The 19,268-nt window shown below is 60.2% G+C and carries 15 protein-coding genes, 1 tRNA gene and 1 pseudogene; 7 read left to right on the top strand and 10 right to left on the bottom strand.

From position 1 onward, the window contains the following. Positions 1–3: 3 nt before the first annotated feature. On the bottom strand, positions 4–765 hold the full coding sequence (locus tag A37A_RS0113010; protein ID WP_231363933.1) for a pyridoxine 5'-phosphate synthase: 762 nt from the start codon (positions 763–765) through the stop codon (positions 4–6). Here A37A_RS0113010 and glnD point away from each other — a divergent pair. Together glnD and A37A_RS0113000 are read left to right on the top strand one after the other, a co-directional pair. Beyond that, complete coding sequence (glnD, locus tag A37A_RS0113005) at positions 764–3,526, top strand: [protein-PII] uridylyltransferase (protein WP_196799633.1); 2,763 nt, start codon at positions 764–766, stop codon at positions 3,524–3,526. The two genes, A37A_RS0113010 and glnD, sit on opposite strands and share 2 nt — an antisense overlap. Before the next feature lies 1 nt (position 3,527). Continuing rightward, the gene (locus A37A_RS0113000; RefSeq protein ID WP_018291917.1) at positions 3,528–5,222 is read left to right on the top strand and encodes a GAF domain-containing protein; all 1,695 of its coding nucleotides are present in this window, start codon (positions 3,528–3,530) and stop codon (positions 5,220–5,222) included. Positions 5,223–5,406: 184 nt separating this feature from the next. Here A37A_RS0113000 and A37A_RS0112995 read toward each other — a convergent pair whose 3' ends face one another. The 3 genes from A37A_RS0112995 to A37A_RS17555 all read right to left on the bottom strand — a co-directional run bounded on the left by A37A_RS0112995 (position 5,407) and on the right by A37A_RS17555 (position 6,991). Beyond that, complete coding sequence (locus A37A_RS0112995; RefSeq protein ID WP_020494442.1) at positions 5,407–5,820, bottom strand: secondary thiamine-phosphate synthase enzyme YjbQ; 414 nt, start codon at positions 5,818–5,820, stop codon at positions 5,407–5,409. Between the two features lie 54 nt (positions 5,821–5,874). Beyond that, positions 5,875–5,947, bottom strand: a tRNA-Glu gene (locus A37A_RS0112990). 141 nt (positions 5,948–6,088) lie between these two features. Continuing rightward, positions 6,089–6,991 carry an NAD(P)-dependent oxidoreductase gene (locus tag A37A_RS17555; RefSeq protein ID WP_018291915.1) on the bottom strand — a complete coding sequence of 301 codons (903 nt, stop codon included), beginning with the start codon at positions 6,989–6,991 and terminating at the stop codon, positions 6,089–6,091. 110 nt (positions 6,992–7,101) lie between these two features. Here A37A_RS17555 and ispF point away from each other — a divergent pair, with 110 nt between their 5' ends. After that, entirely contained in the window at positions 7,102–7,578 is a 477-nt protein-coding gene (ispF, locus tag A37A_RS0112980) for a 2-C-methyl-D-erythritol 2,4-cyclodiphosphate synthase (protein WP_196799632.1), read from the top strand. Positions 7,579–7,756: 178 nt separating this feature from the next. Here ispF and A37A_RS0112970 read toward each other — a convergent pair whose 3' ends face one another. Continuing rightward, the gene (locus A37A_RS0112970) at positions 7,757–8,431 is read right to left on the bottom strand and encodes a lipid-binding SYLF domain-containing protein (RefSeq protein WP_018291912.1); all 675 of its coding nucleotides are present in this window, start codon (positions 8,429–8,431) and stop codon (positions 7,757–7,759) included. Positions 8,432–8,622: 191 nt separating this feature from the next. Between A37A_RS0112970 and A37A_RS0112965 the strand changes: the two genes are divergently transcribed. Both A37A_RS0112965 and A37A_RS19595 read left to right on the top strand, forming a co-directional pair. Further along, the gene (locus A37A_RS0112965; protein WP_020494441.1) at positions 8,623–9,123 is read left to right on the top strand and encodes a hypothetical protein; all 501 of its coding nucleotides are present in this window, start codon (positions 8,623–8,625) and stop codon (positions 9,121–9,123) included. Beyond that, complete coding sequence (locus A37A_RS19595) at positions 9,120–9,545, top strand: 3-hydroxyacyl-ACP dehydratase FabZ family protein (RefSeq protein ID WP_081616316.1); 426 nt, start codon at positions 9,120–9,122, stop codon at positions 9,543–9,545. The genes A37A_RS0112965 and A37A_RS19595 overlap by 4 nt, the downstream gene beginning before the upstream one ends. Here A37A_RS19595 and A37A_RS0112960 read toward each other — a convergent pair. Beyond that, a complete protein-coding gene (locus A37A_RS0112960; protein WP_018291910.1) occupies positions 9,443–10,882 on the bottom strand; it encodes a class I adenylate-forming enzyme family protein in 1,440 nt (479 codons plus the stop codon). The two genes, A37A_RS19595 and A37A_RS0112960, sit on opposite strands and share 103 nt — an antisense overlap. Before the next feature lie 1,199 nt (positions 10,883–12,081). Further along, complete coding sequence (locus A37A_RS21570; protein ID WP_155996685.1) at positions 12,082–12,441, bottom strand: hypothetical protein; 360 nt, start codon at positions 12,439–12,441, stop codon at positions 12,082–12,084. 329 nt (positions 12,442–12,770) lie between these two features. On the opposite strand from A37A_RS21570, the gene A37A_RS0112945 reads away from it, so the two are divergent. Further along, positions 12,771–13,940: a radical SAM protein gene (locus tag A37A_RS0112945; protein ID WP_018291907.1), complete on the top strand. Its 1,170-nt coding sequence runs from the start codon at positions 12,771–12,773 to the stop codon at positions 13,938–13,940. Positions 13,941–13,953: 13 nt separating this feature from the next. On the opposite strand, the gene A37A_RS0112940 is transcribed toward A37A_RS0112945, so the two are convergent. Beyond that, positions 13,954–15,024, bottom strand: coding sequence for a beta-ketoacyl synthase N-terminal-like domain-containing protein (locus A37A_RS0112940; RefSeq protein ID WP_196799630.1), 1,071 nt, complete (start codon positions 15,022–15,024; stop codon positions 13,954–13,956). Next, positions 15,017–16,249, bottom strand: a complete 1,233-nt coding sequence (locus tag A37A_RS0112935) for a beta-ketoacyl-[acyl-carrier-protein] synthase family protein (protein WP_026195837.1) — start codon at positions 16,247–16,249, stop codon at positions 15,017–15,019. The genes A37A_RS0112940 and A37A_RS0112935 overlap by 8 nt, the downstream gene beginning before the upstream one ends. Before the next feature lie 397 nt (positions 16,250–16,646). Here A37A_RS0112935 and A37A_RS17545 point away from each other — a divergent pair. Continuing rightward, positions 16,647–17,288 (top strand): annotated as a pseudogene (locus A37A_RS17545) (IS256 family transposase); the annotation flags it as partial. A 1,763-nt stretch (positions 17,289–19,051) separates the two neighbouring features. Here A37A_RS17545 and A37A_RS0112915 read toward each other — a convergent pair. After that, a partial coding sequence (locus A37A_RS0112915; RefSeq protein ID WP_018291904.1) for a transposase occupies positions 19,052–19,268 on the bottom strand: 217 nt, incomplete at its 5' end.

Below are 19,268 nucleotides of genomic sequence, written 5' to 3'. Positions count from 1 at the left end.
TTTCTATTCGCCCGCAGCGAGGAAGACCATTTCGCGGATCGCTTTCTCCCATCCGACCCAGAGGGCGCGACAGACGATGGAATGGCCGATGTTGAGCGTGCGGAGGTGCGGAATGCGCGCAACATAGCGGCGAACATTACGGTAGGTGAGTCCATGCCCCGCATGAACTTCCAGCCCCATGGAGTGCGCCAGTTCGGCAGCAGCCGCCTGTTTCGCCAACTCGACCTCTTCGGCTTCCCGATGGGGCGTATTGGCATAGCCGCCCGTGTGGAGCTCGACGCAAGCCACTCCCGCCGTTTTCGCCGCCCGTACCTGGGCTTCGTCGGGATCGATGAACGCCGTGACGAGAATGCCGGCGGAGCGGAGCCGGGCAATCCCGGAGAAAAACCGATCCTCGTGGCCAAGGAGATTCAACCCGCCTTCGGTCGTCACCTCTTCCCGCCGCTCCGGGACAAGGCAGACCTCATCCGGACCAAGCTCGCAAGCAAAGGCGATCATCTCGGGGAGGGCCGCCATCTCGAGGTTGAAACGGCGCACGACGCTGCGAATCCGGTGGATGTCTTCCGGTTGGATGTGACGCTTGTCTTCCCGAAGGTGGGCGGTGATGAGGGAGGCTCCCGCATCTTCCGCCAGCCGCGCGGCTTCCAGCGGGTCGGGCTCCGCGAACGGGGAGAACGGATCCGCGCGATACCGGGCTTGTCGCAAGGTCGCTACATGATCGATGTTTACTCCCAAGCTCGCCATAGAGAGTCTTTGAATGCTCATGGGAAGCACTGACAAGGAAATTCTGTCGGATCCGGTGGCGCCGTTCCTAAGGCCATTGGAGAAAGCTCTCCGGGACGCGGAGCGGGAGGCCGCTTTGGGGGAGAAGCGGATGGTGGATCGCGCCGTCTTCTACCGAAGGTTTCTCCAGAAGGAGTTGCACGGCCTGCGCATGGAGCAATCTCTCGGGGAAGGGGGCAGGACGAGAGCGCGCCGGCAAGCAGCGCTGCTAACGGCCCTACTGCGGCATCTCTGGGGATCTACCATAGAGCGAATTTGTCGTTCGCCACAGGACGCTCCTCCTCTTTTGCTGGCCGCCGTGGGCGGCTTTGGAAGGGGCGAGCTTTGTCCGTACAGCGATGTAGACATTCTGTTTCTCTCCGGGCCTTGCTCGCAGGCAGAAGACGAGCGAATTGTGGAAGTGGTCCAGGAGGTGCTCTACACTTTATGGGATGTTGGTCTTCAGGTAGGGCACTCGACGCGACAGATCGAAGAAATCGTCGATTATGCGAATCGGGATCTTTTGACCAAGACTGCCCTGCTGGAGGCGCGTCTGATCGCCGGGCCGCAAGCGCTCTGGAAGGATTTCCAGGCGTGCTTCGAGCAGGGGTGCCTTCAAGGGAGAGAAGACGAATACGTCGAATGGCGTATGGAGGATGAGAGGGCCCGTCATGCCAAGTACGGCGGCACTGTCCTAGTTCAAGAGCCCCAGATCAAGAATGGCTGCGGTAGCCTACGGGATTACCAGAACTTGTTTTGGGTTCTCCGGGTTCGGGAGGGAATCGGGTCCACCGATCGGCTGATCAAAAGCGGGCATCTGCAGGCGAGGGAAGGGAAGCGCCTGGACGAAGCCTACGACTTCCTGCTCCGCGTTCGCGCGGAGATGCACTACCTGGAAAGACGATCCAGTGATCTTTTGACGCTAGGATTGCAGGCAAAGGTTGCGGGCGCTCTCCGTTATCCCGGGCCGAACCTGTTGCGACGAATCGAGGAGTGCATGCGCGACTATTATCGGCACGCGCGCGTCATCTACCAACTCTCCAGGCTGATTTTTGAGAGCCTCGCGAAGAGAAAAGGCATGCCTTCTTCGGGAGGAGGCGACGTCAAAGAAATCGAAGAATTTCCCTTGATTGACGGCAAGCTGGAGTCTCCTCCGCGACGTTGGCTGCGGGAGAACCCCCTGGGCATCGTCAAAGCTTTCCTGCTCTGCGAGCGGCATGACGTGGAAATCGGTCCGGGCCTTGCGATGGAGATCGCCCGGGCTCTGCCTCTTCTGCGAGGTCCCATCCTGCAGAGAAAAGAAATTCGAGAGATGCTGCTCACTCTCCTCTCCAGCAAGGGAAGGTTGGGAAGGGTGTTTCGACCCATGCACGAACTTGGGCTTCTTGGCCGGCTCGTTCCCGAATTTGCTCCCTTGACCTGTCTCGTGCAGCATGAGTTCTATCATCGCTATACGGCCGACGAGCATACTCTGCTCTGCTTGGAGATGCTCGACCGGCTTTGGGTCGATCCCAATCCTCCTTTTTCCGCCTACCGGCCGCTCCTGGAAAATGTGGAACGTCCCTATCTCCTTGCGCTCGCGATCCTGCTCCACGATACCGGGCGGGCGATGAACCGACGCCACCATGCCGAGGAGAGCGCAAACCACGCCGTGAGGGTTGCTAAGCGACTCCGGCTTCCTCCACGGGAGCTTGCCACGATGGTTTTTCTGGTGAGCAACCATCTGCTCATGTGGGAAACGGCCCTTCGGCGGGATCTCGAGGAGAAAGAGACGGTCGAAGAGTTCTGCTGCCTAGTCCAGACACAGGAACGGCTCGATCTTCTCATGCTATTGACCTTCGTCGATGGGGAAGGAACCGCAGGTGCCGACTCCTGGTCGAGCTGGAAAGATCTCCTCCTCTGGCGGCTCTATCGCGCGGCAAGCGCCCATTTCGCGGGCGCTTTTTCGGGAGAGGGGGAGCCGAAGCAATCCAAGGAAGAGCTGGCGGAACGAATGAAAGGGACGCTCCAGGCGCAGCTCTCTGCGGAGGAGATCGACGCCCACTTCGAGAATCTGCCAGCAGGCTATTGGCTTCGTTGTCCAGAGGAGCGGATTTGCCGCCATCTCCTGACCGTCCATGCATTTCTTTACCAACAGGTGGTTGCCGAGGCCCCGAGTCTCTGCCCGGTAATCGACTGGACCGATGTGCCGGAACAGGGGTATTCCGAGATCATCGTGGCGACCTGGGATCGTCCGCGAGTCTTTGGGCGAATCTGCGGAAGCTTCGCGGCGCTGGGGATTTCGATCCTGAGCGCCGACGTCTACTCGCGCAGCGACGGAATCGCGATCGATACTTTCTCCGTCTGCCTGCCCGAAGGACCAGCGGCCGGCGCCGATCAATATCTCTCGCCCTTTTCTCGGCTTCTCGAGCGGGCCTTTTCGGTCGAGGAGTTCGATTTTTCCCCTATGGTCGATAAACAGATCGACCGCCTGCCGGAGTGGATGCGCCAAGCGGAGTTCCCCACGAGAATCCATTTTGACACCAGCAGTAGCCGCAGGTTTACCATCCTGGACCTGGAGACCCCCGATCGGCCCGGACTCCTCTACCGGATCGCCTCCGCTCTCGCGGGCGCGGGAATCGACGTGGCTTCTGCTCGGATCGCAACCGAGAAGGGTGCCGCGCTCGACACCTTCTACGTGAGGAAAACGGGTGGTGGGAAGCTCGAGGACGACAAGGATATCGAGAGGTTGACCCGGCGGCTTCGCAAAGCCATGGGCATGTGAGATGGGCGAAGGACGGCTAATCATCGAACGAGCTCGGCCCGAAGAGATTCAAAGCCTCCTCAATCCGCGGGGAGTGATCCGCTGCTTCCTTCGGCTTGCCTTGGCGAAGACGGAAGCAGACAGCGGCTCTTTCGTGCTCTTGAACCCAAGCACGGGCTTCCTCGACATCGAGGCCTCCGTCGGCCTCCGGAAGGGAGCTGGCCGAACCAAACTGCGGGCAGATGAGGGGGTGACTGGTTGGGTGGCGACCACAGGCAGGGCAATGAGGATCTTCGATGTCCGGCGGGAATCGCGCTATGTCGCCATCGATGACCGAATCCGCTCGGAACTCGCCGTCCCCGTCGAGGTCGGGTCGACGGTGATCGGAGTGCTCAATGTAGACAGTCATCGGGTCGGTCATTTCACTCGGAAACACGAGCAAGAGCTCGCGCAATTGGCGGGGGAGGCGGCCCAGTGGCTCGTCATGGGCTGGGAGATCGAAGGCTTCCGACACAAGGCCAGGCAACTCGGAACCCTGGTGGAGATGGCGCAGACGCTGGTTTCTCAGCCAGGTTTGGATCAACTCGTTGACGGCGTCGTGCGGAATGCCGCCCGCTTGATGGGGGGAGCCCGCTCTTTCCTTTTTCTTCTCACCGAGGATAAGGCGCATCTGGTCCTACGAGCCGATTTCGGCGTAGAATCGAGTCTCCCGCGAGAGCTTGCGATCCCGGTGGATGAATCGGTCTTTTCCGTCGTGGTCAAAAAAGGGAAGCCGCTGTCGGTTTTAGATTTGGCGGAGGAGCCCTACGTCCACTGCCCCGAGCTCCGGACAGAGGGCGAGGGACTCCGTTCGCTCCTGGCCGTCCCCCTTTCGTTCGCAGATCGGATTGGTGTGCTATGCGTCTTCCTGGCGGAGCGCCACCGCTTTTCCAACAGCGAAATCGAGTTGCTGCAAACGCTCGCGGATCTTGCGATGGTGGCGATCCAGAAGGCACGATTGATTCAGCAGATCATGAAGATCGAAGAGGGGCTTCGGCAATCGGAACGTCTCTCCGCATTGGGATTGCTCGCCGCGGAGGTTGCCCATGAGATCCGGAATCCGCTCACGGTGATCCAGATGCTCTTCTATACACTGGCGGAGCGATTCCCCGTCGAGTCGGGCGTTCAAAAAGATTTGGCGGTGATCGGAGCGAAGCTGCGCCAAATGAATCGGATCACCGAACAGGTCTTGACGCTCGGCCGTTCGGCGCAGCCCTTGGCGGAATCAATTTCCGTCGAGCAGATGCTCGATGAGATCCTCCTGCTGGTCCGCCATAAACTTTCGGCGCAAGGGATCCAGGTAGAAAAGAGCATTTCTTCTCCTATGCCGCTTTTGCAAGGCGACCGCGGTCAGATTGAGCAGGCGCTGCTCAACTTGATCTTGAACGCTGCGGAGGTGATGCCCAAGGGCGGGACCTTGGGCTTGGATGCATCCGTGGTGGAGCGGGACGGGATTGCCTATCTGGCCTTGGGAGTGCGGGACAGCGGGCAGGGGATGACGGCGGAAGAGATGGAGGGCCTCTTCGTTCCCTTTCTGACGCGCAAGACCCAGGGGACGGGAATCGGGATGGCGATCGTTCGGAAGATCATGGAGGACCACCGAGGGAAGGTAGAAGTCGATTCAACTCCAGGGCGGGGGAGCCGGCTCTCGCTTCTCTTTCCGGTCTCGCCGCCTTAACCTGCGTGTCTTACAAGGGTTCTCCTGCGGCTTGCGCAATGGACCTGTCTGCTTCGTTCGCACTTGGGTTTTTAGCCCTCCTCGCAGGATGTCGTCATACAACTCCGGCGGAAAACCTGCGCCGCGCCTTGCATCCAGGCTCATCGGCCCTCGCCTCGGGTACGAACTTTCTGAGAAATGGCGGCTAGACCGAAGGCGCAGGGTCGATGGAAACCCAAACCTTGCGGTTTCGCGGTCCGTCAAACTCGCTGAAGAAGACGGCCTGCCAGGTGCCTAAGCGGAGGCGGCCTTCTTCCAACAAGCAGCGAATCGAGGAGCCGAGGAGGGAAGCCTTGATGTGGGCGGCGGTATTCCCCTCCCGGTGCCGATAGGCGGGATCGACCCACGGGATGGCCCGTTCGAGCCAACCAAGAATGTCATAAGCGACATCCGGATCAGCTCCTTCTTGGATCGTGATTCCGGCCGTCGTATGGGGGACGAAGGCGGTGAGGATCCCGTTCTTCCATCCGTTGCGCTTGGCGATTTCCTGGAGACGGGGCGTGATATCCAGAAACTCGGCCCGGTGGACGGTGCAAATCTCCAATTCCGCCCGTGGCATTGGCTCGAACTGGTTTGCGTTTTTCGGCAACGTTCCCATGAGCCCGCTAACTCGTAGCCCCAACGGGATTCGAACCCGTGCACCGGCCTTGAGAGGGCCGTATCCTAACCAGCTAGATGATGGGGCCGCGTAAAGTTCTCGCAAAACAACTAAATCCGCGGAACCTCGTTGGCAAGCCTACTCTTTGAGCGGTTGGGAGCAGTCCGTTGCCGGCAAACAATCTCTCGGCGGCACCGAGGCCGACCCTTGCGGCACCATCGCCGCAATCTCATGCTGCGGGATCTGCTTCAGCCGCTCCGGCCGGAGCGAGAGGATCGACCAGATCGGCCAGCGCGGAATAGTCGAGATCGGCCCGGCCCGATTCCTCCGCTTCCCGAACGATTGTTCTTACCCCTTTTAGCGAATCGGATCGGAGTCCGAGCGTCGAGGCATTGGCGAGGAAGAGGTCGATGTCCTTGAGAAGAAGCCGAACCGAGAAGTTGGGAGAGGCGAAATTTCGTCCCCGCATCCTGGAGAGTTTCTTGTCGAAGGTAGGGCAGTAGAGGGAGCTCTCGCGGAGAATGTCGAGGAAGGGTTCGACCGGAACCTCGAAGCGCCGGACAAAGCCCAGGCTGAGCGCGAAGGCGGCGGTCTCCGCAGCAATGAGTTGGTTCAAAGCCAGCTTTAGCGCCGCGGCTTTTCCTACCGGTCCGATCCAAAAGCACTTCCCAAGAAGGCCGAGCAGCTCATACCGTCGTTCGTAATCTTCCGGGTCTGCTCCGATCATGATTTGGGCCCGGCCTTCTTCCAGATCCTTGGCGTTTCCGAGAACGGGGGCTTCGAGATAACGCGCCCCGAGAGAGGAAGCGAGCGAGGCAAACTCCTTGCTCTCTTCCGGACCGATGGTTCCCATTTGACAGATCGTCCGTCCCGACAAGAGAGGTTGGCAGGGCTCGGAAAAGACCGTCTGTCGAATGGCGGCCGCATCCGAAAGGCAGAGAAGAAGGATTTCGGAGGCCCCGATCGCCTCCTCCGGGGTCGAAGCGAGCCGCGCTCCGTCTGCGGCGAGGTCTTCGGCCTTGGCTCGAGTACGGTTGTAGACCGCCACGGGAAGCCCCTGGCGGAGGAAGCGTCGCGCCACGCCGTGACCCAAAAGACCGGCCCCAAGGAGGGCTAAGCTTGTCGGAAGCACCGCCTCCCGATATAGAGCGGGTCGACGCGTTGGTAAAGCGCGCGCTTCCGAGCAGCGGATCGGGGGCGAAACGGGATGGATGGAACGGAAGCGAAACGGAAGGGATGAGGATGGGACGAGTAGGAATTGGCTACGATGCGCACAGGCTAGTGACGGGAAGAACGCTCGTGTTGGGAGGAGTGACGATTTCCTCGGAAAAGGGGTTGCTCGGTCATTCCGACGGCGATGTGCTGCTCCACGCCATTGCGGATGCCCTGCTCGGAGCGGCGGGGGAGAGGGACATCGGTCATCTCTTTCCGAATTCCGATCCGCAGTGGAAGGGAGCCTCCAGCCTGATTTTTCTAAAGCAGATCGGGGATCTGCTCCACCGGCAAGGATGGGTCATCCAGAATATCGACGCTTCGCTGATCGCCGAGGCTCCGAAAGTCGGCCCCTACCGGGAGGCAATGCGTGCGGCGATCGGGCAGGCTTTGGGCATCGAGCCTGCTCGGATCGGGATCAAGGCGACGACCAACGAAGGGATGGGTTTTCCCGGGAGAGGGGAAGGGATGGCAGCGATGGCCGTTGCTTCCCTGGAGAAGGCGTAAACCTGCATGGTTCACAAAGTTCCTACCCGAGGCGAGGGCCGATGGGCCTGGATGCAAGGCGCAACGAAGCAGCCGGTCCCATTTTGCAAGCCGCAGGAGAACGCTTCTCTTTTGCGCGGAACTCAACCTTCCGGCTGCACCACGATCGGATCTGCCATTGGGCTCTGTTTCGTTGGCTCTATTTGGGATAGGGAGCGTTAAGCGCATTAATCAGGGTTTGTGCCCGATGGGGCGGCGCCACTTTCCCGGAGAGGATTTCGCGGGCCGTAACCGCGCGGTGGTAGTATCTCTCATTGGTATCCGGAGCTTCGCGCAGATCCGTCCCGGAGAACGCAATGCCTCCAAAGAGCCCTTGCGTGGCGCGGTAGACATAGACCGATCTCTTTGGCTTCAAGAAAACGTCATGCTCGCTCTCGGGACCGGCGACGCCGCTCATCTCTCCGACCATTTGCACCTTGCCGCCACGGGAGAACCGCCGTATGGCGCCGTCGCTATTCAGCACGAACACATAGTTGGTCTCACTTCCCCCGATTTGCGCGCCGATCCCCACAGCACTGCTGGAGATCGCCGAGGGTCCCGACCAACCATTGGCAAGACGCTGGACGACGAGCCCATGCCCATACTCCCCGCTGATGACAAGCCCTCCCTTGGTCATCCGCAAAAAGGCGACTCCTTTGGCCTTGTCGAAAACCGACTGCGGGATCTTTCCCTCCTGCTTGAATTGATGGATCGTTGCGGCGGCCTCACCGACGGTCTCCTGCAAGTTCCAAGCGGCGAGGGTTCGTGGGGCGGTCCAAAGGCAGCCGACGGCAATGAGAAGCGACCAGGCAGACAAAAGGAAGCGCGTCTTCATCGATACTCTCCTTGAATTGGTTGTGGCATTGCGAACCACTCCAGGCTACAGTGTTCCCGGCGCTTGACAAGTAAGAAGTGATCGACATCCCACGGAATGCCAGACGCTTACCGCGAGAGCGAACGCCGGCTATTAGCCGGCGCGAGCCCCACCGGCAGAGAGCAGGCCAAGAACGGGCAGGGAGGGGGTCGATGAGCTTCCCTGCAAAGAGGTTCGGCGTCTTGCGCCTCGTGGCAGCCTCTCTGTTCCTTTCCGCCGCTTGCGCCCAGGCTCGGGATATCTCCTTCGATCGTTGGAAGGGAGAGTCTCCCGAACCCGAGGGGGGAGCGAGGATTTTGGTTGTCTATCGAATTGGAGAAAGGGATGTGCCCGTCTGGTCTCGCATGCCGCGGCGCCCCTACCAAGTCCTGGGGGTGATGCGATCCTTCGAGACGGTGGGGTATTCTCATCATCCGCTCTGGCGCCTTGCGCAGGAGGCCTGCCGGCGGGGAGGAGATGGGATCGTGCTGCTTGCGCCCAGGAATCTGCCTGGCAGCTGGATTCGCGGCGACGACGTGGGTGTCACGATCCATGGGGAGCGATTCACCGTACTGGTTCTTCGCACCTCGACCGGAGCGCTCTCCCGGAAGCCGTGTCAAAGCGTCGCCGGGAGGGGCAAGGCTTCCTTCCTTTTTGGCCACGATCCCACATGACCGTGCCGGCATTGCCCCACGGGCCTAGTTTTACTTGGATCGATGAGGTCGAGATCGATCGAGTGGAGGGTTGCGCCCGCGCAAAAAAGTTTCTCGATCCGTCGCTGCCCGTCTTCGCCGATCACTTTCCCGGCCGGGCGATCTTCCCCGGGGTTCTGCTCATCGAGTGCAGTGCGCAAGCCGCGGGCTGCCTCTGGTCCAAGCTTCTTGGAATGTCTCGTGCGCAACCGCTTGTGCTCGCTCAGGTTCTTGCGTTCAAATTCGTGCGGGCTGCGCTGCCCGGGCAGACGCTCTCCATTGAGGTCAAGAGGGAGCGCATCTATGGCAAGTTGGCGGAGTTTGCCGTCTGGATCCGGGAATCGGAAGAGCTGGTTGCCAGCGGCCGCGTCCTGCTCGCTTCCTCCGACGGGAGCTGCGGATAGGCATACCGGAAGAGCTCCTGAAGCGCTTTTTCCTCTACTTTTCCTCGCCCGTTGCGAGGAAGCCGTGGGAGGCAGAGAAAGAGGCGCGGGATCTTCCAGGATGGGACGAAGTCGGCGAGAAGGCGAAGAAGCCCGGCCGCGTCCCTCCGGCTTTCCACGGCCGCGATCAGGTAGTTCCGCGACTGACTCCGCACGGATCGGACGTGGGCGTCCGTAACCGAGGGAAGGCGTCGCAAAAGGGCTTCGACTTCCGCTGGATGGATCTTGCGGCCGCCGATCGTGACCACCGGGTCGGCCCGTCCTAATAAGCGAATCTCACCCAGTTCGTTCCATTCGGCGAGGTCGGGAAGAGTGATCTGCTTGCGCAGTCCGTAGAGGGCTCGGCCGGCAACGGAAACCCTGCCAGAGCGGCGGATCGTTACGGATACGCGGGGAAGGGGTCTTCCCACGGAGCGCTCCTCGAGGGAGGCGTCTCCGCTTCCGTCGTAGCTGATGCTGCCCGTTTCGGAGGAACCGTAGAGGCTGTGGATCTTCACGGAAAAGCGGTCGTAGATACATTTGGCCGTTTCGGCGGATAAAACCGCTCCGGCGGAGACGGCGAGCCGCAGCGAAGGAAGGGGGGACTCACCGGGGAGCTGACCCAAGGCGCGCCAGATGTCCGGAATCGAGGGGAAGAAGGTGATGGCATGGTTGCGGATCCAGTTTGGGATCTGGCTCACCAGGAACTCCTTGGCGGAGGCGAGGCGCAGGCCCCGAAGCAAGAACGGGAGGATCAAGCTCCCGAGCGCATAGGAGTGGCCGAAAGGCAAAAGGGCTAGGGCCAGGTCCTTTTCGCTCATCTCCATCGCGGTGGCCGTGTTCTGCCCATCCTCGATCATTGCTTCCGCCGAGAAGGGGAGAGGCGCGCACTCCCGGCGGCTTCCGGAGCTGACTTTGATGACGGCGGGCCTGGACCGCCGCCGTTGCGAGCCTAAGAAGTTCAAGCCGCTCGAGGTCCAAAGGAAGGAGGCGCCCAGCCTGTGGGCCGTGGAGGCCAGGTTTTCTGCCGGAATGGTGGTGTCGAGCGGCATGGCTGCAGCACCCGCCGCCTGGCAGGCGAGAAAGATCTGGATCCACTCTGGACCATTCGCCTGAGAGAAGGCGATCCATGCTCCTCGCACTCTGGCGAGATGCTCCCGGGCGAGCGCCCGTGCTGCCGAATCGATGTCGCGAAAACAAATCCATTGTCCCGATTCGAGCGAAAGGAGAGCCGGTTCTTCCGCAAAGCGGGTAGCGGTGCATTCCCACGATCTCCACAGCAGCGTCGCGTTCGGAAAGGGGACTTGGTTAGCCTGCATAGCTCCCAAGCGTTCTCCTCCGGCTTGCAAAATGGAGCTGTCTGCTTCGTTGGGACTGGGTTTTTTGGCCCTCCTCGCAGGATGTCGTCATACAGCTCCGGGGAAAAATCTGCGCCCCGCCTTCGCATCCCGGTTCATTCGCCGCGCCTCGGGTACGAATGATGTGAGGTATGCAGGCCAGCGACGCCGTTCTTCGCGCGCAGACGGGCGGGAGAGGCGGCAGCCATCCTTCCCAATTGCGTTCGGGAACGCCGATTCACTGGATCCACTTCCGCTACAGATTCCTTTGCCTTTGTCTCGGGCAGCGGAGCATCCGCAGAAGCCGCCGGACGTGTTCGTCTACGCCGTCTGTCTCCCGACTCCCGATTGCTGGGGTCCTTTAGCATTTCGGTTGCGGGCTTGCGAGATCAATCGATTGCTGTCCAGGGTAAACAGGCCAGAAACTCTTAAGGAAACAGGAAAGTCTTGCTCAGACGCCGCGTTTTCGGCATAACCCAATTCCCAATGGAGCTTTACAAGATCCTGGTCAGGGGAGGTCTGCTACTAACGCTTGTCGCGGCTGAAAATGTCTCGCGCTGTTTAGCCGGTGGAGTCGTCCAGGCAAATTCGAAGCCAAATGCCAAGGCTTTCGAGAGGGCTCTCCCGAGCCATCGACATTCTCATGGGATGTGTGCACGCGCGGTTCGCGTGGCTGTCGAAGAGTTGACCGGAAGGAAGTTGGAGCGTCGGGACTACGCAAAGGAGTATGGAGACCCGCTTCTGAAGACCGGCTGTTATGTGAGAACTTCGGCCAATGTGATGCCCAGAAATTACGATGTCCGGATCCTACTTCCGAGAAGGCAAAATCATTACGGCCACATCGAGATCTTTTATCGAGGGCGCTGGTATTCAGATTTCCGCCAGCCGGCCTCTCTCTGGACTGTCTGGCCGAAGGAGTATTCCCGAATCCAGCACTATCGCTTTGTTACTCAAACCTCTGACACTCCCAGCGTCCGCCGCGCTCTTCCTGTGCAAGATACTCGCCAGGGCAGGGCGTCCAGAACGAGTTTGCGGGAATCGATCCCGACGAAGAACACACGGATGTTTTAGACCTGTTGAAGGATAGATAGAGAACACCGGCAATGGGGTGCTGCGATCGCCCGTGGCCCGTGTGATGTGCGGTTTCGGGAGGTTGAAGAACGGACGTCCCGGGGGAACGGTCAATCGTCCTTGTCCACAGTCCGAGTGCCTACGAAAAATTCTTCCAGGTCCGCACCAATCCCCCGGAAGAGTTTCTCAATCTGGATTCCAAACGGCTCGGGTTTTGTCTCTTTGGCGGTTTTTTGGCCCTTTTTGTCGGTGCGTTCCTTCGTTGCCGATCCGCTCGCTTTGGACGATGCGGCAGAGTGTTTCCGGCTTGTCTGGGAGGCGGCGGGCATCGCCTTCTGATTTGTCGACTTCGTGCCCGCTTCCGTCGAAGGAGCAGCGCTCTGCTCCTCCGAGTGAGTGGTTTTCCATTCGGAAGAGGAGTCGGTCGCGGAGGCGCTGCTGGCGAAAGCATGGGACGGGAGAAGTTCCATTGACAGAAGCCAGCCAGCGATCATCGTCCCCATCAAAAAAAGAGAGCGCAATCCTGTGGCAACTCGAGCTAGCTTGCATGTCTCACAAAGTTCGTACCCGAGGCGCGGCGAATGGACCTGAATGCAAGGCGGGGCGCAGGTTTTCCCCCGGAGCGGTATGACGACATATCGCGAGGAGGGAAAACTAAGTCCCAACGAAACAGCCGGGTCCATTTCGCAAGCCGCAGGAGAACGCTTGTGAGACATGCGGGCTAACATAGGGAAAACCTGAGTGAATGGACGCTCCCAATCAAGGAGTAACTTCACAACAGATTGGTTATGCATTGTTTATGAGCGACGACGACTTGGAGCGGGCGGCATGGTTTCGGAGGCAAGCCCGGGCAGTGAGGAGCGAGCTGCGCAGGATTCCTGCAACAGGGAAGAACGCGGATGTGAGCGTGGACTGGGTTGGAAAGGAAGAACGGTTCCTGCCTGCGGAGCAAGACTGGCGGAAATCGGCGCTGGCGGCCGGCGGCGATGCGCAAGCATCTCTCTGGGCCAGTGCGGAAAGGGTGCGCGAGGAGGTGTTCGGCAAGCGGATCTTTGTCCGAGGAGTCATCGAGGTTGCCAATTTCTGCCGGCAGAACTGCTCCTATTGCGGAATGCGCCGGGAGAATGGCGCGCTTCGTCGATTCCGGCTGGCGCGAGAAATCGTCCGGCGGGTAATTAACGAGAGCTTGCCACCCTCGGTCACCGACCTGAATTTTCAGGCAGGCGAGGATCCCGTTGCTCTAAAAGAACTGGTGTTGCCGGTGATCGAGGAGATCGCGAGGGAGAAGCGCTTGGGCATTAGCGTCTGCCTGGGAACGGTCGATCATCGCCTCTATGACGAATTGAGAAGGGCTGGGGCTCGCGGATATATCATTAAGCTCGAAACTGGCGATCCCGAGCAATATCGCCTTCTTCAATGCCCGGGCACGCTGGAGAAGCGGCTGGAGGCGATCCAATATCTTGTCCGAACGGGTTGGTGCGTTTCCTCGGGCTTGATCCTCGGTCTTCCGAACCAGACCCTGAATCAGGTGATCGCCACGCTCGACCTTCTCCGCTCGCTCTCCCTTTCCGGTTGCAGCGTCAGTCCCTTCATCCCCGGCGAAGGAACTCCGCTCTCTTCGGAGAAGGCGGCGGATCTCGATCAGACGCTCAATGCGGTAGCCGTTCTTCGGCTATCCTCCCCCCGCTGGATCGTTCCCGCCGTGAGCGCCATGAATCTCTGCGACTCTTCGGGGTACGTGCGGGCGTTGCGGGCGGGAGCGAACTTGGCAACCATCAATCTGACGCCGAGCGAATGGAGGGGGGATTACCAGCTCTATCGTCGAAAGCGCTGGATCATGACCGAGGAACGTGTCTTGCGGGCGATCGAGCAAGCGGGCTGCGAGCCAAGCCCCGAAAGCTGGGTCGCTGCTTCTTCCTCTTTTCCCTCTTTGGCGTCCCTCCTTCCCGCGAGCCGATCCTTACCGTAACTTTCGTTTCTGTTCACGCCGGCTCATCGAAGCGACTTGGAGGGAGGGTTCGCCGCCGTCCTCCGGCGTCGCCAAGGCAACGGAGGTGCAGCCACGAGATCTGATGAATGCTGCCCCATAGAGGGAGAAGGATTTCCCGGCGCCGCTCGGACAGAAGGCTGGCGGCGCGAATGGTATGCCAGCCGGCAGAGACGGCGAATGCTTCTCCCAGGTATGGGAAGGAACCGGCGGAAGGCATCTGGCGAAGAAGGGCCTTTTCGAGCGGTCCGAGCCAAGAGCCCTCGGCCGTCTGGTAGACCGGCACTCCCGGTGGCAGCTCGCAGGCGAGCCGGGAGGCAACGGAAGCCAGCTCTTCCTGGTTGCGGTAAGGGATGCTTGCCGGTGCGTCGACAAGAACAAAGAGAGCATCCTGTGGGCAGGTTGTCAGGAGAAGGGCTGCCGAGCCCTCCGCAGGTCGAAAAGCCCGTCCTTTTCGAAGCCAGCCGGCGGAGTGGAAGGCATCGAGGGAGACAGAGGTGACCTCCTCGGCTGCGGCAACAAGGACCGCGGAGGCGCGCCCAAGCTCAAGCCAGATCCGGGCCATGCGGATCCCCTCGACCCATGCGGACTCATCGCCGACGAGCGTGCAGGTGGGCCCAAGGAGCCCAAATACGGCCGCTGCGTGGCTTGTTGCCGCGTTGTAGACGGTTTCGGGAAAGAGAAGAGGACTCGCAAAGCGGCGGCCCTGACCACGATAACCGGCGAAGAAGCGAGCGGTATGGGCGATGCTGCCGTTGTTGAAGACGGAGATCAGCCCCATGCGGGATCTCGCCTGCTCGCGTAGACCGACCAGCGCCTGATGGATGGCTTCGACGAGGAATAGAGCCAATCCGCCCGCGCGGCGCAGCCGGGGCTCCTCTACCCATCTGTTCCATCGAGGATCAGAGCGGTCGACGAGGAAGACGGGAAAGCTCCGGGACGGGGAGGAAGAGAGGGCCATCTCCTTTTCGGCGGAGGAGTGCAATTGCCGGAGAGGTTCGGCACCCAGCCCAGCAGGGGAAACGATGCCAACTGCGCTCACATAGAGGGGCGAACGGTCAGTCATAACGGGAAAATAGCAAGGCGGCATTGGAGCCCCCGAACCCCACGTTGACGCTCATCGTGTGATCGAGCGGGCGGGGGGCCTCCAGAGGGCGAGCGAGGGCCTGCTCCACCTCGGGAAGCGGGTCAGGGGAGTTCCATTGTGGGGGCAGCCGGCCCGTTGACAAGGCCAGGACGGAAAAGACCGCCTCAATCGCGCCCGCAGCGCCCAGGGCGTGACCGATTGTCGCTTTGGTACTGCTCATCCGCGGAGTCTGCCAGCCGGCTCCAAAAAAACGGGAATAGGCGCGGGCCTCGGCTTCGTCGTTCAAGGCAGTGCCCGTCCCATGTGCGTTCAGGTAACCGACCGCTTCCGAAGAGAGTTTTGCCTGGGCAAGAGCCGATTCCATGGCTTGACAGAGAGCGCCCCCATCGGGAGAGGGTTGGGTGAGGTGACAGAGATCGGTGGCTTGGCCGTAACCGGTCAATAGGCAGAAAGGCCGCGTACGTCGACTCAATGCGTGCTCCAAGGATTCCAGGACGAGAAAGCCGGCTCCTTCCCCGAGTAGGAGCCCGCTGCGCCCTCGATCGAAGGGAGCGCAGCGCTCGGTGGTGAGAATGCGCAACGAGTCGAACCCGACAAAGACCGTCTCCGTAAGGGCTTCGAAGCCGCCGGCCAGCACGCAGGCGGCTTCGCCGGACCAGATTAGTTGTGCGGCATAGCCCAAGGCGTCCGCGCCGCTGGAGCAGGAGTTGGCGATCACGACGGAGTGCCCGCACAACTCGAAGCATCGCTGAAGGTCAAGGGCCTGCTGCTCCGGCTGATAGCGGCCTACCCAGCGGAGGTGGCCTTTTCGACCCGCGAGGATTTCCGCAAGAAATCGCTCTCCGAACTCCATCCCGCCTCCTGTTGTTGCCAGGCAGAGAGGGGTGTGGGGAAGCTTCGCCCGCCCGTTTGAGATTAGAAGATCTGCTTGGGCAAGGGCTTCCCAAGCAGCAGGAATGGCGAACCGGGAGGCCCGAGGGAGCCTGCGCGTCTCCTTGGACGTGAGGGAAGGAATGGGTGGAATGGCAGCCTGGGCGGCCGAACGGCAACGACATCCCTCCGTTTCGAACAGATCGACTGGGCGTGCAGGATGCGCGCCCTCCAGCACTCCTTTCCAAGAGGAGGAGACATCCCAGCCGAGGGCCGTGACCGCGCCCATTCCGGTCACCGCGACCGGGGATCTTGCTCCACGTTTAGAAGTCATGACTTGCATTGTACTAGAGAGAGAGCGAGGAAGCGATCCCAGGAGAAGAAGACGACAACCCTCTCGGCAGAGGATCTGGCTGCATCACGGCTTGCGGAAGAGGTTCTAGCCGCCATTTCTCACAAGCTTTCTCCTGCGGCTTGCACAATGGGCTTGTCTGCTTCGCTCTCGCTTGGTTTTCCATCCTTGCAGTATGTCCTCATACAGCTCCGGTGGAAAACCGGCGCCGCGCCTCGCGTCCAAGCCCATTTGCGGCGCCTCGGCTACGAAATTTGTGTGGAGTCGAGGAGTGGCGCGGTGCGACGTAGGAGAGCCATAGCGGGGGCTGCCCCTTTCGGTATGACAGTGCGAACCTGTCCGAAAATTTGTGTGTGGGTCACAACCGAAGTAGAAGGAGATGAAAATGGAAAGGGAAAGGGAAGTGACCACGAACAACGAGCAGGAAGCGCAGGGCCGAGAGGCCAAGAAGCCTGGGATCAGTGCGGCGATCATTGAAGAGCTGATGAAGGACTACCGGAGGCCGGAAGATCTGGTCGGTCCGGGAGGAATCATGGAGCAGCTGACCAAGCGGCTCTATGAGCGGGTGCTTGGGGCGGAGATGACGCACTATCTGGGTTGCGAGAAGGGCCAGGCGCCCAAGGGCGAAGCGGGCCAGAGGCGGGAGAACCATCGCAACGGGACCAGCCGAAAGACCTTGGTGAGCGAGGACGGGCGCCTGGAAATCGAGGTGCCGCGTGATCGAGCCGGGGACTTCGAGCCCCAGTTTATCCGCAAGAGGCAACGGCGGTTTGGGGGCTTTGATTCCAAGATCATCGCCATGTATGCCCAAGGGATGACGGTGCGGGAGATCCAGGCGTTTTTGGAAGAGCAGTACAAGGTGGAGGTTTCTGCCGATCTGATCAGCACGGTGACCGATTCGGTGATGGACGATGTGCTCGAGTGGCAGAGCCGGCCGCTGGAGAGGATGTATCCGGTCGTCTTCTTCGATGCCTTGCGGGTCAAGATCCGGGATGAGGGAGCGGTCAGAAATAAGGCGGTCGTGTGCTGTGGAACCTGACTTCGCAGTGGAGCAGGTTAGCTTTATCGGAGATGGAGGAAGGTCCTCCGAAGACGGCCTGCAGGGGCAGTCTTCAAACCACCACAAGCTGCGAGGGTAAAGAGCTCTCGTGGTGAGCGTTGCTGGAAAAGGCGGGGATTACCCCGTCAGGTATGGCTCATGAAGACGAACGTGAGTGAACCGCTGATGACGTGTCGTAATGTTTAAGATGGACGTCGAAACCAGGATCAAGACTGCTATCCTGCGAGCAAGGGTTGGGAAGCGCCTGTTTATTGCCCAACCGGCGTCCGGCATGAAGGCGGCGTGAGCATGAGTCTGGCTCTGATGAGGAACACAGGAACCTGTCGTCCCGATGCCAAGAGAGAAGCCCAAGTGGCCAGCCGCCATAAGGGTCAGAGTATCGATGCGGGACACAGGGGCGGAGACGCCCGTAATGTGCGCTGGGCAGCGCATGAATCAGGAGGGTTTAAGTCCCTCCGGCGCTTGAATGAGGGGCGCTGTATCCAAAAGCGGGGGTAATGCCTCGCTGGCCACTGGCGTAAGTCGGTGGAGGACAGGGTGTCCGGAGCGATCCGGAATCCGAAGGGTTTGAGGAGAAGTATCGGGCCGTAATCAATGGGGGCAACCTCGAGGATGAACAGGTCGGCCAAAGATGGGGCAAGGTCGAGCCCGCATTATGGGGGCGAAGGCGTCACTCATTCACCCATCGTACCAAGGTGTTTGCTGACAGCACGATATGGAAGATTCATGTGTGACCCCAGGAGACCTGACTGTGTCCCGGCCAACAACCGGGTAAGCGACCCTATAAGCGCAAGCGAAGTGGGAAGCGAGGCAGAGCCAGGAGTCGGAGAACGTAATGGTACCGGAAGCGCGAGACGAACAACTCGCGTGACCAGCAACGGCGGACTGCGAGTGGTCCGGGGAAGGACGTTCGTGAAAGGATCGAGGCAGGATAGATCGAGATAGGTGAGCAAGAAGCGTGAAGATGGAAAGTTCCCTTTGTGAAAAACCCGAACGTCACGCTTCGAGGAGACTATCCGATCATCTGGTTCTCGAAGATCGGGGGCAGAAGGTCCACTCTCGCTCATACCCTCTCTCCAGATCGCGCAAGCCCTTTCATGAAAGCTGGATGCGGAAAAACCGCACGTCCAGTTTGTGCGGCGGACGGAGGCAAGCTCTTCAATGGGCGCCTCCTCCGACCCGACACCTGTGAGCTCGGAGAAAGTCCGAGGGAGGGAAGGGGCCTTAGTTCAAGGGAAACGTCGGAAGGAGCGAGAACGGAGAGTGGCGGTACGCCTACAACCTCCCTTGCGTGTTCGGAAGCTCCAGAGGACGTTGCAGGAGAAAGCGAAGGCAAGTTCGACCTCCTCTCCCTCGGGAGCTGTATGCGGAGCTTACCGTGGGCATAATCCTGCGCCAACCTTGTCCGGAAGCCGAATGCGGGAAATCCGCCTGTTCGGTTTGATGAGCGGGGAGTGGAAAAGGCCGATAAGGAGAGATACTCAGGCACTGTCGGCACTGTCATACCGAAAGGGGCAGCTCCCGCTAGGTAGTGTCCGCTTTTTTGTGTGCGGGTCGATTTTCCGCTTTGTTGTCTAACAGTAAAGAGAGTTGTTCGCACGCCGTCAACTCGGACCGGCGAGACCGCTTCCCCAAAGCGGTCGGCTCTAGCCGGGACAGTTGTGAATAACCCGCTTGGGGGTTATTCAAGGCGTGGGAAGCAACTCTCCACTTTTTCATGGCTTTTAGACTCCTTCCGCCAGGAAGAATCGCTCCCCGAACTGGATGGCAAATTGCCTGGCCGCCTGGTTCCAGGTCGGCGACGGATGTTTCCATTTCTTGGTGACGTTCCGTAAGACCAGGAAAATCAATTTGGTCGCCGCTTCATCATTGGGAAAATGTCCTCTGGTTTTGAGGACCTTCCGCAACTGCATATGCAGGCTCTCGATGGCATTGGTCGTG

It is taken from the genome of Verrucomicrobium sp. 3C, from assembly GCF_000379365.1.
Lineage (GTDB): Bacteria > Verrucomicrobiota > Verrucomicrobiia > Methylacidiphilales > Methylacidiphilaceae > Methylacidimicrobium.
Note: the sequence above shows the minus strand (reverse complement) of the source record. Positions and strands in the feature narration are given on the sequence as shown.